Below are 18,579 nucleotides of genomic sequence, written 5' to 3' on the forward strand. Positions count from 1 at the left end.
GTGTGAAGAAAAAAGAAAGCACTCCGCAAATATGCGAAGTGCTTTTAACGGATTCCAAAGAAGTTTTTCACCTTTGTAAATACCGATACCTTTTCTTGTTCAAATGCTTGTAATGGGACATTCTCACCCAACAAACGTCTTGCAATATTACGATAAGCTAACGCTGCTTTTCCGCTCGGTTGCAACGCTACAGGCTCACCTGTATTTGTAGCACGAATAACTTCATCATCATCTTCGACAACACCAAGAAGCTCGATTGACAATGTACGTACGATTTCATCAACATCTAACATATCCTGTTCATGAAGCATATGACTACGCACACGATTAATAACAAGTTTCGGTGGTTCAATATCCTCTTTTTCTAAAAGCCCGATAATACGATCCGCATCGCGCATTGAGGATACTTCTGGCGTCGTAACAACAATTGCTTTATCCGCACCAGCTACCGCGTTTTTAAATCCCTGCTCAATCCCCGCAGGACAATCAATTAATATGTAATCATAATCTTGACGTAATACTTGTATTAATTCATCCATTTGTTCAGGTGTTACCGCTGATTTATCACTCGTTTGTGCTGCAGGTAATAAATAAAGATCATCAAAACGTTTATCTTTAATAAGAGCCTGAGGTAAACGGCAACGCCCTTCAACGACATCAACAAGATCAAATACAATACGATTTTCCAGCCCCATTACTACGTCTAAGTTTCGAAGACCGATATCTGTGTCAATTAAGCACACTTTCTTTCCAGATAACGCTAGGGCTGTCCCAATGTTCGCAGACGTTGTAGTTTTACCTACACCGCCTTTTCCAGATGTAATTACTATTGCCTCTCCCACAGCTATACAATTCCCCTTTCTAACTTTGTTAAATTAGGTCTAAGATGAGTGAGAAGTTGCAGTCGATCGACAACAATGTGATTGTTCTCATTAATATACGCACATTCTGCCGCCTCCGCTCCGTCTTCTTTCTCTTCCGGAGCCCGCATTGCCACATCACTAATTCGAAGTTGCATCGGGTTCATAACAGATGCAGCGATTACAGCATCTGAATCCCCATAATAGCCCGCATGTGCAATTCCTCTTAATGATCCTACGACAAAAATATTCCCCCCAGCGATAACCGTTCCGCCTGGATTAACATCACCAATTAACAATAAATTTCCTTTTACATGTAAAACTTGTCCAGAGCGAACAATTTTGGAAATAGGGACGATTTCTGTTTCTTCTTTCCAAGCTATTGCTTCCTCTTTCGTTATAACATCACTTTCAATCGAATCCACAACGAGATTCTTTTTATTACGAATTAACGTACGAATCTCTTCTTGTTGGACTTCTGTTAAATAACGGTTTCCTACTTTCACATGCACTTCAATTAAAGAGCGTCCATCACCATCATAGTAATGTGTAGAAAGCTTTTCATCCAATTCCTTCAATAATTCAGAGAATGAACAACAATCATCTAAATGAAGGGTTATTCCGTCTTTTGTCCCTTTTATTGTTACATTTTGTTGCTTTTTTTCTTCCACTAAAGTTCACCCCACCGATTCAATTCGACATAAAATTAGAAAATCCTTTTTTCTTTTTCTTCCATCGCTTTTGAAAGACGCACTAAATATCGTCTCAGTGGGAAACAAACTATCAATAAGAAAATTGCATTTAGCAATAAAGTAGACAGGAGACGATCTGTGAAAAAGACATACGTCGACATATGAGTACGTCCTAACAAAGTTAAAAATCCATACACATAATACTCTAATGCTACTATGCTAGCTAGTACGATAGAAGTAACAATAAATAAATTCAATTGTAGTACCTTCATCACACTATAAACTAAATAAACTAAAATCGGATACGCAAAAATATATATACCAACAAGTTCCGTGTATACGGTATCAAATAAGAAACCAAATAATAGTCCGTAATAAATCCCTTGGACCGGACTATAGTACACAGTAATAAAACATAACACAATGATAAAGAAATGAGGTGATGCTATACTGTCTTTCCAAAAAACCTCTGTTGGAACAATAGTAGCAAACATATTTTCAAATAAAAAAGCAAAAAGGAGCAAAAGAGGAAGAGCTGCTCTTTTTAAAATCTTCATCATCTCTTCTCCCCCTCCTATTCTAATGGCGCTGAAGGCGTTTCACGTTTCGCAACTACAACATGCTCTACGTCATTTAAATCAGCGGCTGGCTTTACATAAGCTGTTTTTGTTAAACCGTATGGATCCTGCTGAACTTCAACGATTTTTCCAATTACAAGACCTTTCGGGAAAATATCACCGAGCCCAGATGTTACAACTAGTTGATCCTTATCTACCGGTGCATCAGAACCAATCTTTGTGAAAAGAAGTAAGTGCTTTTCTTTATCGTAACCTTCAATCAATCCAAAGATTTTCTCATTCCCTTGTACGATAGCAGAAACACGATTTGTTCGGCTCATAGAACTTAACAATTCTACTGATGATGTAAACTGAGATACACTTTTCACTCGTCCCACTAAACCTTGTGGAGTTAATACAGCCATATCTTTTTTTATTCCTTGCTGTGCCCCTTTATCAAGTCCAACTAAATCGTACCATTTATCTGGATTACGAGAAACAACAGTCGCTGGAATTTCAGTATAACCGCTATTTAACTTATCTTTACCCGTTAACTCTTGTAACTTCTTGTTATCATCTTCTAATTGTTTTACTTTCCCTGATAGACCTGCATAATTGTCTAATTTTGCTTTTAATTCTTTATTCTCTTCATACGTGCGCTTTACATCCTCTACATTTTCGAAGAATCCAGCTACGTATTTCGCTGGCTTTTGGAATACACGTTCTACAACACCGACAGTGTCTTTAACAAACTGCTCTGGCCATGTTAAACTGTTCCGTTCTTTCAATGAGATTCCAATCAATGCCACGAGAAGAATAATACTAACTAACAAAACAATTAATCTTTTGTTTAAGAAAAACTGTGGCACGTTCACACCCTCTTAATTTCATTGATTTTTATTTTGCAATATTATCGAGCAGCAGTTTTGAAAAGATCGATATTGTCTAATGCTTTACCCGTTCCAATTGCTACGCAATCTAATGGGTCTTCTGCAACAAGAACTGGCATATTTGTTTCTTCACTAATTACTTTATCTAAGTTACGTAGTAATGCTCCGCCACCTGTTAATACGATACCACGGTCCATAATGTCTGCCGCTAATTCAGGTGGAGTTTTCTCTAACGTATTTTTAACAGATTCTACAATGGCATCTACTGTATCTTTTAATGCATCTGCAATTTCTTCTGGCTGAATTAGTACTGTTTTTGGTAAACCACTTACTAAATCACGACCGCGAATTTCCATAGGCTCGATACCTTCTGGCTCGCCTGCAGAACCGATTTCTAATTTTAATGCTTCAGCTGTTCTTTCACCGATCATTAAGTTGTAGCTTTTCTTAATGTACTGAATGATTGAATCATCCATATCATCACCAGCAACACGAACTGATTGACTTGTTACAATACCACCTAAAGAAATGATTGCAACTTCTGTTGTACCGCCACCAATATCAACAACCATGCTACCAGTTGGTTCCCAAACAGGTAAGTTTGCACCAATTGCTGCTGCAAATGGTTCTTCGATAGGATAAGCATCACGAGCACCAGCTTGACGAGTCGCATCGATTACTGCACGTCTTTCTACAGCTGTAATACCAGATGGTACACATACCATTACATAAGGCTTACGTGAGAAGAATCCATTTGATTTTTGAGCTTGTTGAATGTAATATTTCATCATTGTTGCTGTTGTTTCGTAATCAGCAATTACACCGTCTTTCATCGGGCGAAGTGCCACAACGTTTCCTGGTGTACGACCAATCATTTGTTTTGCATCGCTACCTACAGCAACGATTTGTTTCGTATCAGTTTGTAACGCTACTACTGAAGGTTCACGTAACACTACACCTTTTCCCTTTACATATACAAGCGTGTTCGCAGTTCCTAAGTCTATTCCAAGATCGCGAGTAAAGCCACCAAATCCAAACATATTATTTATCTTCCTTTCTTGTTTTCACGGACTCATTTTTTCTTACTTTATATTATAAAAACAGTACGTTTTTTATATCTTTATCCTTTTTGTAGATAATTTTCTACAAAAAACTCATAAATCACATTATAAAACAAAATAAGTAAAAAGCATAGTCTTAAATATGACCTTTTTCCTTTAAACTCACGAATTTATGGTCACCTATTATAATATGATCGAGCACTTCAATTCCGATAATCTGGCCGCATTCTACTAAGCGTTTTGTTACTTCAATATCTTCTCGGCTCGGCGCAGGGTCTCCTGAGGGATGGTTATGAAGACATATGATAGAGGCTGCTGCACGGCGAAATGCTTCTTTAAAAACTTCCCTGGGATGTACAATTGAAGAGTTTAAACTTCCAATAAAAATCGTTTGCCTATGTATAACTTGATTCTTTGTGTTCAAATAGAGACATATAAAGTTCACGTATATACAAAAAATCGACAAAACAAAAGAGCACAGCGTGTATAAGCAGTGTTGGTAGCACTCTTATACCGTTCACCTGATTGAGCCAGGTAAACACTTGCCATACTCTCATGAGTCATTGTACATCATGCAGAGTCTCTTAAGCAACGTTTACTTAATTGGTGACGTTGCTTTTTTGTTTCCATAAAGGGAGACATATAATATGGAAAAGAGATGCATAGATGTAATAGCAAGCGAAGAAGCATTTCGTAACCTATCACCATTTATAGAATTGGAAGAACTAAACAAAACTATACGTACATACAGAGATAATATCCGTATGTCTATTAAGCGTACGGATGTACAATCTAAACTCATTACATTACTTGAAATTTTAAAACGCCACAGCTGCAAATATGTAGGCGTTAGTTTCCTATGCAAAAATTCAATTGCTAACATAATGGAAGTTTCATATAAAACTGTACAACGTTTAATGAAGAAACTTGTGGATCTAAAGATGATTAAACAAGTAGCAATGAAACGTAAAAAAGATATGCTTCAAACTTCTAATGCTATTATCATTCAACCAATTGTGGAAGAAGTGTCCAACAAGTTAGATACAAAAAGTCCTACAAAGTGTCCTACCATTAAAACAAAACCTGTTTCCTTAAAACAAAATATAAAAGATATAAACAAACGTAATAGTAATGAGAATAGCAATACTCCAGAAGAGAATATTGAACAAGCTGATTTCGTTGCTCACTGGGTACCAGAACGTTTTGTTTCTTTAGCTAGCTCTTTTTACAGTGAATCTAAAACTATTCAAGAACTGTGGAAGGTCGTAAGACAGTGCAATAAAATCGTTAACCACACAACAGGTAATAAAGCATTTGATAATGACCAGGAACTTACTATCGGCTTAAAAGCTATTAAAGAGTTTGTTATGAAAATTAAATCCGGAGTAAAAATGAAGAAAGGAAAATTCGCTTATTTCCACGGGATTGTGAACAACTTAATGGACAAGTTCTACTTCGATAAAGAATTCATGGCCATATAAAAAACACCTAGCTAAATTAACTAGGCGTTTCGATTTTTAAAATATCCCTGAATAGAATTTTATGTATTGCATGTGGTCCATCACCTATTAAAGTTCTACCCATTTGTTGGTCAAGTTTAACAATTCTCCTTTTACTAATATCTAGTTCTTTATATTTTCTATACCCAGTAAACACTAATGTGAAAAATCCGAATACCCTTTATTTTTACCTACTGGAACACACTTCTGCAGTTCCCTTTTATACCATATCACACATATATATTAGTGCACTACTATCATCCTTAATGCACAACAAAAAAATGACACTTACGTCATGATACAGATGTCGTTTCTTTTTTATTTCTCCAAAATCCCAAACCAATTTTAAAGAAAAAACAAGCCCGATATAGAATGAAGTGTACAATGACCGCTTAGTCTACCAAAGACTATACATAGCAAACACGCAATGAGAGGGGACATAAAATGTATGAAGAAGCACCAAATCATTTATATACTTATTTCACCTGACGGCAACTGTTATACAATCAATCCCATTGTAATGTATGCAACTACTGCAATCATCCTTACACAACGTTTGAATAAAGAACTTCATCGAAAAATAAGAAACATTTACCAACAGGAGTAGAAGTTCAACAAGTAGAAGATGAATAACTCATTTTATTCTAAATAATTTAACAAGATACACACGAATGTACAAAATAATTATTCGCGTAAAAAGCTTGATTTATATACCCCAATACACTGTGACAAATCCAGCGCACGTCAACATTCCCATGATATGATTAGCTGAGTCTTACTAATTCATAATGGTAAAATAAATAGGATCTACCAAGAAATTTATTATAATATAGGGCATGCGTAAACTGTATATATTAGTAGTACAACTAAAGAACTCCCATAAAAAATACACCTTCAATTAGAGAAGGTGTACTTTTTAATTTTATGTTCCTCGCGCGCACATATCCTTAAAGCATGCTTAAAGATTTATCATAAGGGACAGCGAAATTTCATTGACCACTATACAACCTATAAACACATGCTAACTAATCCGTATTCCCCCACTTGCATATCCCGTTATTGTGTTAAGAAGCGAGAGACCTGCAGCTGTTGCAGAGAAAACTAATAACAGTCTTGTTTCTGCTGTTACTGGTATACTCAGCCCTGTTGTTATTCCACTAGCTATAGCTCCTAAGGCCACTACCCCTGTTAACGCAGGTGCTAAAGTTACTACTGCTCCTGGAATTGGAGTGAAAATATTATCTGGAGTAGTGGATGAATATAATTGAGCTGTTATTGTCACTGTAGATCCCACTAAAGTTAATGCCACATTATTACTAAAATAGGCTGAAATGGATGTAATAACCCCATCATCCGGCATTGAAAATGAAAAATTCAGAATAGGTCCTAGAGCCGTTCCTGTCAAATCTATAATCCCACCAACAGGTGTTATACCTGTTGCAGAGCTCCCAAATCCAACCAAACTAGTTGTTCCCACAAGCCCACCTGCAATAGTGGTAATAATAATGGGTCCTCCGGAAGCAAATGGTATAATAGCTCCACTTCCTGTCGGCCCTGTCGCTCCCATTTCTCCAGTAGCTCCTGTTGGACCCGGTAGTCCTGTCGCTCCCATTTCTCCAGTAGCTCCTGTTGGGCCCGGTAGTCCTGTCGCTCCCATTTCTCCAGTAGCTCCTGTTGGGCCCGGTAGTCCTGTCGCTCCCATTTCTCCAGTAGCTCCTGTTGGGCCTATTCCACCTGCAGATCCTACTACACCAATTCCATAAGGTTGAATACCTGTTGGAAAAGTTGCAATGATAGTGTTCATATTTTGATTAATTGCAGATATAGTATTACTTCCTTCATTAACCACATATATAATGTGTCCACCTGTAGAATTAGATATTCCAATCGGTGATGTTTCCACAGTAATAGAATCTGTTACTGTATGCGTTGTTGTACTAATAACCTCTACAATACTCGTATTATATCCAGTCACATAAACATACGCTCCATTTGATGTAATTGTAACTGCATAAGGCTTCACACTAACTGGAATTGTCGCGCTTACCGTGTTTGTTGCTATATTAATGACAGACAATTTTTGTCCACTATAATTTGTGACATAGGCAAATAAACCATCTTCTGCAATTGCTATACCAATCGGTTTAGCTCCCACGATAACTGTGTTAATAATAGCTTTAGTGTTCGTATCAATTACAGAAACACGATTACTATTAGAATTTACAACGTAAACAAATGCCCCATTCGGTGTGACAGCAATACCTCTTGGCATACTTCCAACCGGAATGGTAGTTAACACAGCGTTACTTAAGGTATCGATGACGGATACTGTATTACTTCTAAAATTTGTTACATATACAGACTGTCCATTTGGTGTAATTGCTATATCTGTAGGGTTTACCCCTACATTAATTGATGTCAATACCGTATTCGTTTCTGTAAGAATGACAGATATCGTATTACTCCCGAAATTCGCCACATAGGCATATTGACCGTCTGGAGTGATTGCTATTCCACGTGGTGAGATTCCTACTGGAATTTTGGAAACAACTTCATTACTTGCTACATCCATTACTTCAACAGTATTATCCTTTTGACTCGTTACATACATAAATGTTAGCGACAAATTAATCTCCTCATTTCTAAACATAATGAAATGTTATATAACGTTCTATATATAATATGTGACTAGTAAATTTTGGTTCCTATAGCACAAAAATGCGTTGTAAAACTCATAAATATCTAAAAATAGATGACTAAGGAAATGTGTTTTCCTGGAAGAATGATAGTAACTCAAACTATCTCCAAAAAGGACGGATTTACTAGTATAATAGCCAATTTTGATTAGTATCAATCCATTTTACAAATCCCCCCCCCGCAGACAGTTTAACCATTGGGGGGATTCCGCCTATTACAAGCCATCCACCTATCTGTAGAAAAGCTTTCCTCCAATGTTTTTTTGTAAAAACGGTATTCTAAATCAATTCATTACGCACGTTAACCCGTTTTTTGCATCAATACCCTTCATTTTGTATATCTTGTGATCTTTCCTTCTTTCCTCAGATATCCACTTTTTCACGTATAGGTACTTGGTTTCGTAATAAAGGTATTTCGATGATTCATAAAGACACTCTTCAAGAAATGAATTTAGGATTAATTCCATGTGTTTTAATTGATAGCACCGCCTTACGAAATAGTTTATATGATTCTCAAGCAAAACGTGGGAAATCTACTCTTTATAATCGGTATGAGGGATATAAAGCTCATGTCTGTTCTACACCAGAAGGTATTGTATTGTGTCATATGCATTTACAACAACGAACGTATATAATAACAAAATGGCTCCTGTATTGCTTCGAGATATACAAAACCGAAATGTGTTCTTTTCCGTTGCAGATGCTGCTTATGATAGTCAACACATCTATAAAATTGCAGGAACATGTGATATTTTCGTGGTGAAAACAATTCCCCCACGTAATGGCCAACAAATCAAAAGTACACATCGTCGTGTATTATCTTATTTTGCACAAACCATCTTTGACAAACAGTTAACGAAAGAGCGTGGAAAAATTGAACAACAGTTTAGTAATATCAAAGATAAAGAGCTAAAACAGCCACATTGGTATGGTCAAAATCGCTACCAACTGCATGTTCAGCTAGTTTTTCTGATTCAAAACTCGTAAAAACAAGAAAAAGATTCCATTAATAAAAGGCGGCAAGTCATCATTGTTACTCCACGTACACATAGGCCTCATTAGCAGTGACATAATACGTTTTCCCTTTACTATTGTGGACTTTATATTGCGGTGAACCATTTACATTTACTTTCGCATCAATTGTAAATCCTAATCCCGCATCTACAGAACCGGCCACATCTTTATCCTGCCAAGATGGAGCATCATAGAAACGTAGATTGTTAACTTTTGAAATAACACGCTTTCCAACAATAGAAGAATCTACTGTGCTTTTCTTATTAAACTTCACATAAGATGGATCGTTCTTAATCCACTGATTGCCACCAAGGTTTAACCATCCATTTGATTGTCCCCATACTTCGTAGGACTCACCTTTACCTAATTGACGAATACCCCCGTATCCAGTACCTGGACCTTTACGAAGGTTGATGCCATTCCCCTCAATATACGCAATACCTGTCCCGTTATTTGACGGTGGAATACGCGTAGGAGTTACTTTACCATCTCCATTGTATGCATTTTGGACTCCTTCAATAAAGTTATTCCAACGTCCTTCTGCCAACATACGATGAGGACAGTACTTCCCACTCCATGATTGATGTGTACGGACTTTATTAATTGGAATATTGTACTGTTTCATTAGTTGAGCTACAACGATAGCTGCATTGTCTTCCGCTTTATAGTATCTATCTCCACCGCTTAAAGAGTAGCAAATTTCAACCCCAATAGATTTACGATTACCATTCCCGTTACCGTCGCCAGTATGCCAGGCGTTACGCTCTAAAGGAATTCCTTGTACAGCTTCTTTATCATCTACGGCAATATGAAACGATACTTGGTTATCATTACGAATCATATAAGATACTTCATTTTCTGCTGTAGCATCGTTGTACGTATTGTGGACTGTAATGAATTCTGGATTCATTGTATACGGACACTTTGTACCATATTTACTTGGGTCAACTAATTTTTTTCTGATTTCCATTATTGAACATCTCCCTTTTTCTCTTCTTGTTTTTGTTTTCCACCTAAAATTTCAACTGCATTTGTTAATGCTGAAGGTAAGGGGATTCCCATACGTCCAGCGTTTTCTAAAAGTGAAAGCAACTCATTCCCCATGAAGAAGAAAATAGTCGCTTCACGAATTGCACTGTTACTTCCCAGTACCGAGTCTAGTTGAGCGGCCGCTCCGACCAAAAGAAAAAGCACCACCTTTTTGGCGATGCCTTTAAAACCAACTTTACTTTTTAATTCTCCGTTATATCCTGCTGCAATCATGCCAGTTAAATAATCAATAACTGCCATCGTCACTAAGATTTTCAATGTTGCATCCCATCCTCCCAAGAAATACCCACAAAAGCCACCAAATGTAGCTATAAATGCTTTCAGTAATACATCAATGCGATCCATCTTTTCCTCTCCTTTTTAAGCTGCAAAACAACTTGGATCCATTCCAAATATTTCTGCAATATCTTCCTCGCTTCTGTCTTTCAAATAAGATTCAGTTGTGGAGATATCAGAATGATTGGCAAGTGATTTTAATTTTTCAAGCGATACTCCTTGAACTTTTAAATTATCTAATCTGCTGTGACGAAAACAGTGAGGATTAATTTTAAATTCCTTCCCTTCTTTTTCGTTTAGCATTTTAGCAAATATGTCGCACCAATAATTAAATGCACTCTTGTTCAATCTTTTTCTCTCACCATTCTTATAAACACGCACAAACAAATCTGGAATAGCATCCTGACCTCGCTGATTTATATATAAACGAATGCATTTCTGCACCCGGTGATTGTAATATAATCTAAACTTCTTACCGCATTTTCCTCGTACCACATTTGTATAATAGTGTTCTGTTAACCCTTCTTTCTGAACCTGGTAAACCTCATTCTTTCTAGCTGCGCTGTAATAAGAAAGCGCCAAATACGTTGCTAACATATACTTTTCTTGATCAAGTAATTCATCAATCAACCAATTAATCTGATCCTCAGTTATAAATGTGATATCCCGAATTGGATTCTTAGGTAAACCACGCACTCGTGAACCTACATTAAATTCATAATCATAGTCGTCATCATCCGCACAAAATTCTAATGCGGATCTTAACGCACTCATTAATCCATTTACACGAGCATGAGACATTTCCATCTCTTGAAAAATAATAGATAAATTTCGAATGTCTTTACGTGTTAAATCAATAAGATTTTTATTTTCGAAGTGTTGATGTATTAGAAACAAAATAATCCGTAAATCCCAATTGTATTGCTGTAAAGTGCTTGCCGCTTTCCCTTGTGCTTTCTTTTCAATAAGAAAATCTTTGACTAGGCTTTTGTTTTCCTGGCTAACATGCTTTTCATAAATTGCTTGGTCTACTATTCGTTTCACAATGATCATCTCCTCAAAATAAAAAGAGAAGCGAAATCACTTCTCTTGATCTATGAATTGAATTTATTCAAAGCCGTATTTTATGCAAAATAAAGAACAGCTTATAGCTGCTCTATTTGCGTTGTATTTTCAGTTGTTAATGGTTCTTGTGGAGGATGCACACCAGTAAGTTTAAAATAATCATTTGCACAGATACGCCGTTTAGCAACTCCTAAATCTAATTCATACAGTTTGGCACCACGACCACATAACTCACATTTTGTTAACACTCTAAAACAAATAGTTCCTCCATCATCCATTTGCCTCCATACCTCGACTTTACTAGTGTCATTAGCAATCCCAGCATTGTCTAACATGTCAGCGGGTATTTGAACAGAAACTCCATTTTCTGTTCGTTTTATGTCTACTATTCTTCCCATATAAGGAAGAGTTGCTCCTTCTTGAAAAGGCATCATATAGTTAATATCGTCCATTTATATCTTTCCTTTCTATCCAAGTGCGTTAAATTTCCAACCATTTGGAGTACTTACATAAAAACCTGGTCCAAGATTACCATCTGTAAAACGGATATGCCCCCAGCCTTGGAACTGATTGCCTCCCATATTTACACCTTGGACTGCTCGTATATTGGTAAAAAATTTAAATTCTTTGTTGGTAGTGAAATCCACTGTGTATCCATCATCAGATATACCTATATTCGTATTGGCATCACCTAACGCAATCCTACGAAACGGCTGAATACCGTCTGCTCTTTCCGCTGCCGTACGATCCCAGTTATACATGCAAGCGTAGTTACCACTAACCAATGTTATCCCTGAAACACAAACTGCTCTACCCGCAGAAACTTGTGCATTTGCAGCTGTAACTTTAACTACAATCATATGTTCTTGTGGATTGTAATTGTTAGGAACGGTAAACGTGAAATTATACCTTCTAATTTCACCATAAAATGTAGATGGTTCTGGAAAATCTTTATATGTTTCGTGCCAAATTTTATAACTCACTTCATCTAATGGCGTAACAAAACATACCTGCAATCGTGGTTTTGCTGTTACACGTACACCGTTAATCTGTGCGGTTCTATAATGCGCTGACAATGTATAAGAGTTTCCTGGATGAATCCCGTTTTGAACTTTTGTTTCTGGGTAATTATACGTATCGACACGGACTGCATTTACCATTTGTTCATAGTTAAATGTAAAAGTGTTATTTTCTATAACTACACCGTTTCCTTGTACTTTCCAAGGTAGACCATATCCAGCACCAAACCCCTGATAATTGGGGTTACCTATGTTCAATTTTGGAACACTAGAAAAATCGTGATCTGCTATTAAATTTCGTTTTGGCATAACGGTTGTTTTCGTTCCCCATTCATCTTCAAAAAGGAAGTCTAACATTTTAACAGTAACGCCGTTTTTATCGATGGTAATTTTATCGCCATTAACTTTGATAAGATTCGTATCAATACCCTTTGCGGTTAACCATTGCACCATTGTGTCTGCGTTAATATCTAGTTTTGCAGCATTAATTGTAATTTTGCCAGGGGACATATTGATGGCAGTGACAATGCCGTCCTTTAAAATCTGCGCTATAATTCCTTCGTCTAACACTTCTAACCTTGATTCCGTTTTCTTTACATAGGCATTATAAGTCTCATTTATAAATGTTTCTTGTTTTTCAGAGATGATTGAAACGCCTTTTTCATTAGCACTAATACCTCTTTCTAATTCTGTAACTTTTTTAGTGTAATCTTCAGTTGCTATCTTATCGGTCAATTCTTCCATGATTTTATCTTTATCTACAATATCAACAGGGTTCTCCATAAATGAAGAAGGTTTATCACCAATTTGTAGCATGGGTTGTGCCATCCATAGACGACCATTTTTACGAACCCAAAACAGCACTTTAACTTTTTTTCTGCCTTCGATTAATAGCCCTACCACATGTGTACGAATCCATGTGCCTTGTGAAATAGTTATTTCTTGCAAGTAACTTTTAATCATTTTATTGTTTACATCGTAACATTGGAGCTCGATAGCAGCTCCAGCATCTATACTAGCTTTGTTATCTGTATAAAAGTAAGCAGAGAAAACATAATTCCATCCAGGACCAGCGTTTATATAATCGTGCGATGCTCCTTTATACAAATTGCTCGCATTACCTGTAGTAATTACACTAAGTGAATTGCATCCCTTATAAGTAACTTGTGTATCTCTTGCTGCGTTTGAAGTTAATTGCCAATATTTCGTGTCGTTCTTCCACAAGACATTGCGTAAAACCGTTTGGTTACCAATTCCACCAACGTAATCTTCAACATCTTTCATTTTTAATTGCAATTCCAATGCTTTACTATGTTGTTCTATCTTTGAAGTAGCCTCACTAAGCGTCTTCCCTTGCTGAGTTTGTATTTCTTGTACTTTACCGACGCTTTGTGAAATACTATCTGCGTTTTTCTCTACTGTTGTTACTCGTTTATCAAATCCCGTTTGATTTTGTTCAACCTTAGTTATATTTTCTTTTATACCATCCACACTTTTTTCAATTTCGGTTGTTCTCTTGGTGAATTCATCGGTTGTTACTTGATCTTCAGGCGCTGGTGTCCATCCAGTAGCTTTATTTCCTTTTTCAAGTTTAAAATTTTGAATAATGATTTTTGTTGTTTTAGCATCTATTCCCCAAAATTCCAGTCTCGCTTGTCCTGTGTTATTAAGCTGTTCTGTAATTTTTGTAGTGTACGTAACTCGTTGGAATTGGTCCGTAATTCCTGTGAATATTTGTCTAACGAATGTATATTTAGGCGAACCGTTTTCGCCATAAAACTGAACGCGACCTGCCGTTTTATCCGTTGTTATAATTTTTACATCGAAGCTAAAAGTTACGGTTTTGTCTACTAATTCACTAAAGATTTGATTTAAGTTATTCTTAAATACTCCATAAGCTGAATTTGAAGATAATTGCGTCGTTTCCCAATATTTCGTATCTGATATTAAATTACGTACTCCAATTTCTTGTTCATTGAAGTTCTTTTCTACACTTGTTAACTTCTCGCTAATTTTACCTGCTTGCGCCTTTATTTCAGTTGTGACTTTGATAAAATCGTTACTGTCTGCCTGATCTTCAGGCGCAGGTCTCCACGGATAAACTTTTTTAGTTAGGGATAGCATAGGTGAAGTTTGTTGGTATAAAGCACCTTTAGGTATTGATTCAGCTTCAAATCTATATACAATATTGGGATCAGTGGCATCAGATCCGACTAGAATTGTTACTGAAACCCTTTTCCATTCTCCATTAACTGTTGTTTTACCAGCACTGTTAGGAAAGAATACTTGTGTCGATTCCCCGCCTATCATTCTAGCTGTTACAGAAAATGTTACAGTGTCGCCAATTTTTATTTTCCCACGCTTAATTAATTCACTGGGTTTTACGGCGATACCTTGCCATTCTGTATCTGTTTGCGCGATAGCATTCCCATTGTACGTGTCCTTAATAACAGATAAGTGAGCACCTTTTAAAGATAATTCTTCGTTAGCTGTTAACGTCTTAGTTCCTCTTACAAGGTTAATAACATCACCATCAAGGTTATTCACATTATTTTCGATTCGTTCGATGGTTTGCTTTGTTCCATTTGCATCTTGTTCCACTTGATTTAACTTTTGGATTGTTTGCGATGACGTTTTGTTGATTTGCTCGATTGAACTGGATATACCGTTAATATTTTGTTCTGTCTTTACTACACGATCGGTAATTCCGCTTTGATCTTTTTTGATATCAGATACAGTATTTTTTAATCCTTCGACACCTTTTGAAGTTTCAACAATCGTTCGGCTCATACTTTCTTGAGTACCTTGTAAACTTTTGATTGTCTCTTTTGTTCCCTTGTCACTTTCTTCAAGCGTCTTAGTTACCTGACTGACTCTTTCTTGTTCCCCTTTAACAGCATCGAAGTCTTTTTGTAAATTATCCGCTTTCGTTTCAGCTTCTTTAACCCTAGCATCTAGCTTTTCTGCACTAGCATTAATCTCTTTTGTCACATGCTCCAACGTATCGTTCTTAATTGCTTCCACATCAGGAATAAGGAGCTCCCAATCTTTACCGTTCCACACTTTTAAAATACCAGGTTTACCATTGCTAATATCTCGCCATAATGTTTTACCTACTATAAGATTATCGGTCGGTGGATTTTTAGCTTCAATGATATTTACCGTATTATTTTTTAGATTTTCCTGGACCTTTTCAGCAAGTTTCTTGGCTGTTTGAGATTCTTTTTGAGCTTGTTCGGCTGTCCCTTTTGCTTCCTCTGCTAATTTTTCTAGTTGTTCCAATAATTCTTTATTGGCTTTATTACCCAAAGAAGCAAGTACTCTATTGTAGAGTTTTCGCATTTCTTCATTCGGATCAGTCATTTCACGATAATCACCAAATACATATTTATCTTGTGAAGAGTCTGTAAATGACTCATCGCCAGCGATTGCACGAGCTTCTAGATATAGTTCAGGAGTAAAACCTGTATCTTTAATTCGGATTGTGTCCCCTTCATTAATCAGCTCGTGAGCTAATCCGAATACACGACCTATACTTTGTGCTTGAACATCGTAAGAAATAGAGGAATTTATCCGTTTGGCTAATTCTGTTTTCATAAGAGTCATTAAACGTTTCGGTGTTATATCGCCTTCTGTTTCTGGTGTATAAAAGCCAAATTTATGTTGACCACGTTCGTTCCATCGTTGGAAAGCATCACTGTCCACAAGATAAGGAATACCGTCATTTATGTCGGTGATTGTAATAAACCCTTCCCCTTCTTTTTTGGAGAAACCAAGCAATGCTGTACAAATGTTTTGTGAGTTCTCAACACGTTTAATTCCCACTAAATCTTTGCCAAGTGTTACTTCTTTCCTTGTTTCTTGACCGCGTTTCTTTACCATGTCCACATAGCGACTGACAATTTGAGAACCAACTACTTCAGCACGGTATTGGATTTCTAACTCGAACAAAGAAGCGATACCTTTTAAAAATTTCAGTGGATCTATGAATTCATCAATCGTCATTGTATGGAAACCAGCGTATTCTGTTCTACCTCTTTTCCACTTCGTACCTGCAAGAGCCATATCAATAAACTCATTTACTGTTTTACCTTCCACCTTCTGCGGAGTAATAATGCCAGCTTTCGCAAGTTGAATCCATTCACCAGATGCATAAGCAATGACTGATCTATCATTAGAATCCTTTTCGGTTTCAGTAATAACATACGGAACGATACGCCCGTCACGCACTTCTTTTAATACTAAATTTTGCTGCATGAGTGTAGCTGCATGTTCCGTATTATCAAACACTTTAAATTCTAATGTATCTATATTGTTCTTAATTTCCCAATGTCGTTTATCATCCCAATAATCTTTTGTTTGTATATTAGAAACGATTTGACTCGTTTTAAAATCAACAACATGTAATGTTCCGCTTGGTGTTCTCATCTAAATCGCTCCCTATACGTTATTTTGGCTATTCCCACATCGGAAGGCATAATTTCAAGCTTGTTTAATCCTTTGTTAATAACTGGATAATCACTGAATATATCTTTTAGATTAATCGCCTTTTTACCATTGATTGATACAAGGCTTCGCTCGGTATCAATAACTACTTTATCTCCAACATCAAAAATATAAGGCGGATTATCTTGGGTATTCATATTGACTTTCCAAATTTTTAAGTCATCGATGCTCATGTCTGTACAAAACATGTTATCCGAAAATTGACTGATGCTTATTTGAACTTGTGCTACTTTGTCCATATTCATATTGTTTTCATCTTCCCACACGACAAAGCGCTCTGAATCATCCTTTTCGGTATTCCATAAAAACTTAGAAATATAAGCTTCCCACCTATTGCCGGTACGTGCTAACCATAATCGACCACGATATTGATTCCATGTAGTAGGATGATCTCCAGGTTCATTTATAAGCACTCGCTCGCCGTTTGGTTTCTTTTTGTTACCAAGCTTAGCGAACCCTGTATTCTGTTCTGCTTGCCAATGAACATCATTCATAGAAATACGAGCTACATAGTCGCTATTTTCATCTAATAAACCTATTTCAACACGCCCCATTTGATCGGGGTGAGAGCTTCTTAACCCAACATACGCCTGCATAATAAAATCTTGTAGTGGGCCTTGTGGGATGTTCTTTTTAGCTATGCAACCATGCCATCCTTTTATATTTGTTTCACCTAAATAAACCGGAACTAGGCGTGAGCCTGCATCCACTTTAAAAGCCCCGCCCCCTACCATATCTTCTGCATTCGGAACATCCGTCCATCCTATAGTGGTAGACATTTCATCCCACATTACCCGCTGATTTCTTTCGACAGGTATCTGATTTACGCTAAGCGGCCATCCGATACGAAAATAATTGTCTCCATTCCATACATCAAGAAATGTGGAAGGATTCGTTACTTCAACTTCTATAATTGGATTGGATTCTACACTGCCTTTGTTTTGAACATTTGCTATTAACCCGCTTGCACCTGTTTGAAAATCTACTGTTCGAGTAGGGCCTAATTTATATGGCATTGGACAAATGAACTTAATTGTCCCTATTCCAAGTGTTACAAATTCATCTGGATCAAAGCTATCTTCCACAACTGCTAAATATGTTCTATTTGGTTCTATATCAAAAATAAGTTCTGCTGGTTGGCCTGTGATTAACCATTCTGCAATTTCTTCTTTCATAGTTTCCAAATCTGAACCCTCAGGAACTATAATTCCTACAGGAATAGATAAAACACGCATTTCCGTTTGGGTGTTTAATAGTCTTGCTCCTGTATATCCTGGGACACTTAGAAAATTCCTTTTCACCGGTGCCCACGCTGGTCTTTTCCATCCCTTTTCTATTTGAATAAAATCCTTACGTATATTGTTAAATGTAAAAGAACTCATACTGTCACCCCA

At 36.8% G+C, this 18,579-nt stretch carries 14 protein-coding genes and 2 pseudogenes; 3 read left to right on the plus strand and 13 right to left on the minus strand.

Annotated elements, in window-relative coordinates; translation table 11 throughout:
• Positions 1 to 44: 44 nt before the first annotated feature.
• From minD to radC, 6 genes and pseudogenes are all read right to left on the minus strand, one after another.
• Positions 45 to 842 carry a septum site-determining protein MinD gene (minD, locus tag PSR14_RS23425; RefSeq protein WP_000503311.1) on the minus strand — a complete coding sequence of 266 codons (798 nt, stop codon included), beginning with the start codon at positions 840 to 842 and terminating at the stop codon, positions 45 to 47.
• Between the two features lie 2 nt (positions 843 to 844).
• Positions 845 to 1,531, minus strand: a complete 687-nt coding sequence (gene minC, locus PSR14_RS23430) for a septum site-determining protein MinC (protein ID WP_000391517.1) — start codon at positions 1,529 to 1,531, stop codon at positions 845 to 847.
• Positions 1,532 to 1,566: 35 nt separating this feature from the next.
• Positions 1,567 to 2,112: a rod shape-determining protein MreD gene (gene mreD, locus PSR14_RS23435; RefSeq protein ID WP_098487348.1), complete on the minus strand. Its 546-nt coding sequence runs from the start codon at positions 2,110 to 2,112 to the stop codon at positions 1,567 to 1,569.
• Positions 2,113 to 2,126: 14 nt separating this feature from the next.
• Complete coding sequence (gene mreC / locus PSR14_RS23440) at positions 2,127 to 2,978, minus strand: rod shape-determining protein MreC (protein ID WP_001135483.1); 852 nt, start codon at positions 2,976 to 2,978, stop codon at positions 2,127 to 2,129.
• Positions 2,979 to 3,019: 41 nt separating this feature from the next.
• Positions 3,020 to 4,039, minus strand: a complete 1,020-nt coding sequence (mreB, locus tag PSR14_RS23445) for a cell shape-determining protein MreB (protein WP_000466737.1) — start codon at positions 4,037 to 4,039, stop codon at positions 3,020 to 3,022.
• Positions 4,040 to 4,196: 157 nt separating this feature from the next.
• Positions 4,197 to 4,499 (minus strand): annotated as a pseudogene (radC, locus tag PSR14_RS23450) (DNA repair protein RadC); the annotation flags it as partial.
• A gap of 208 nt (positions 4,500 to 4,707) precedes the next feature.
• Between radC and PSR14_RS23455 the strand changes: the two are divergent.
• Both PSR14_RS23455 and PSR14_RS23460 read left to right on the plus strand, forming a co-directional pair.
• Positions 4,708 to 5,541, plus strand: a complete 834-nt coding sequence (locus PSR14_RS23455; protein WP_098487347.1) for a cytosolic protein — start codon at positions 4,708 to 4,710, stop codon at positions 5,539 to 5,541.
• A gap of 466 nt (positions 5,542 to 6,007) precedes the next feature.
• A complete protein-coding gene (locus PSR14_RS23460; RefSeq protein ID WP_169509437.1) occupies positions 6,008 to 6,166 on the plus strand; it encodes a hypothetical protein in 159 nt (52 codons plus the stop codon).
• 414 nt (positions 6,167 to 6,580) lie between these two features.
• Here PSR14_RS23460 and PSR14_RS23465 read toward each other — a convergent pair whose 3' ends face one another.
• Positions 6,581 to 8,185: an exosporium glycoprotein BclB-related protein gene (locus PSR14_RS23465; RefSeq protein ID WP_406644066.1), complete on the minus strand. Its 1,605-nt coding sequence runs from the start codon at positions 8,183 to 8,185 to the stop codon at positions 6,581 to 6,583.
• A gap of 227 nt (positions 8,186 to 8,412) precedes the next feature.
• On the opposite strand from PSR14_RS23465, the pseudogene PSR14_RS23470 reads away from it, so the two are divergent.
• Positions 8,413 to 9,242, plus strand: a pseudogene (locus PSR14_RS23470) (transposase).
• A gap of 46 nt (positions 9,243 to 9,288) precedes the next feature.
• Here the strand turns inward: PSR14_RS23470 and PSR14_RS23475 are convergent.
• From PSR14_RS23475 to PSR14_RS23500, 6 genes are all read right to left on the minus strand, one after another.
• Entirely contained in the window at positions 9,289 to 10,239 is a 951-nt protein-coding gene (locus PSR14_RS23475) for an N-acetylmuramoyl-L-alanine amidase (protein ID WP_098214075.1), read from the minus strand.
• Complete coding sequence (locus PSR14_RS23480) at positions 10,239 to 10,664, minus strand: holin family protein (protein WP_098214074.1); 426 nt, start codon at positions 10,662 to 10,664, stop codon at positions 10,239 to 10,241. The genes PSR14_RS23475 and PSR14_RS23480 overlap by 1 nt, the downstream gene beginning before the upstream one ends.
• 15 nt (positions 10,665 to 10,679) lie before the next feature.
• Positions 10,680 to 11,639 carry a site-specific integrase gene (locus tag PSR14_RS23485; protein WP_142328653.1) on the minus strand — a complete coding sequence of 320 codons (960 nt, stop codon included), beginning with the start codon at positions 11,637 to 11,639 and terminating at the stop codon, positions 10,680 to 10,682.
• A 101-nt stretch (positions 11,640 to 11,740) separates the two neighbouring features.
• Entirely contained in the window at positions 11,741 to 12,112 is a 372-nt protein-coding gene (locus tag PSR14_RS23490) for a hypothetical protein (RefSeq protein WP_086401646.1), read from the minus strand.
• Positions 12,113 to 12,127: 15 nt separating this feature from the next.
• Complete coding sequence (locus tag PSR14_RS23495) at positions 12,128 to 17,107, minus strand: phage tail spike protein (RefSeq protein ID WP_406644067.1); 4,980 nt, start codon at positions 17,105 to 17,107, stop codon at positions 12,128 to 12,130.
• On the minus strand, positions 17,104 to 18,567 hold the full coding sequence (locus tag PSR14_RS23500; protein ID WP_098214500.1) for a distal tail protein Dit: 1,464 nt from the start codon (positions 18,565 to 18,567) through the stop codon (positions 17,104 to 17,106). Before PSR14_RS23500 ends, PSR14_RS23495 begins: the two co-directional genes overlap by 4 nt.
• Between the last annotated feature and the right edge of the window lie 12 nt (positions 18,568 to 18,579).

Origin of the sequence: Bacillus sp. A01H, from assembly GCF_045277205.1 — a bacterium.
GTDB lineage: Bacteria > Bacillota > Bacilli > Bacillales > Bacillaceae_G > Bacillus_A > Bacillus_A paranthracis.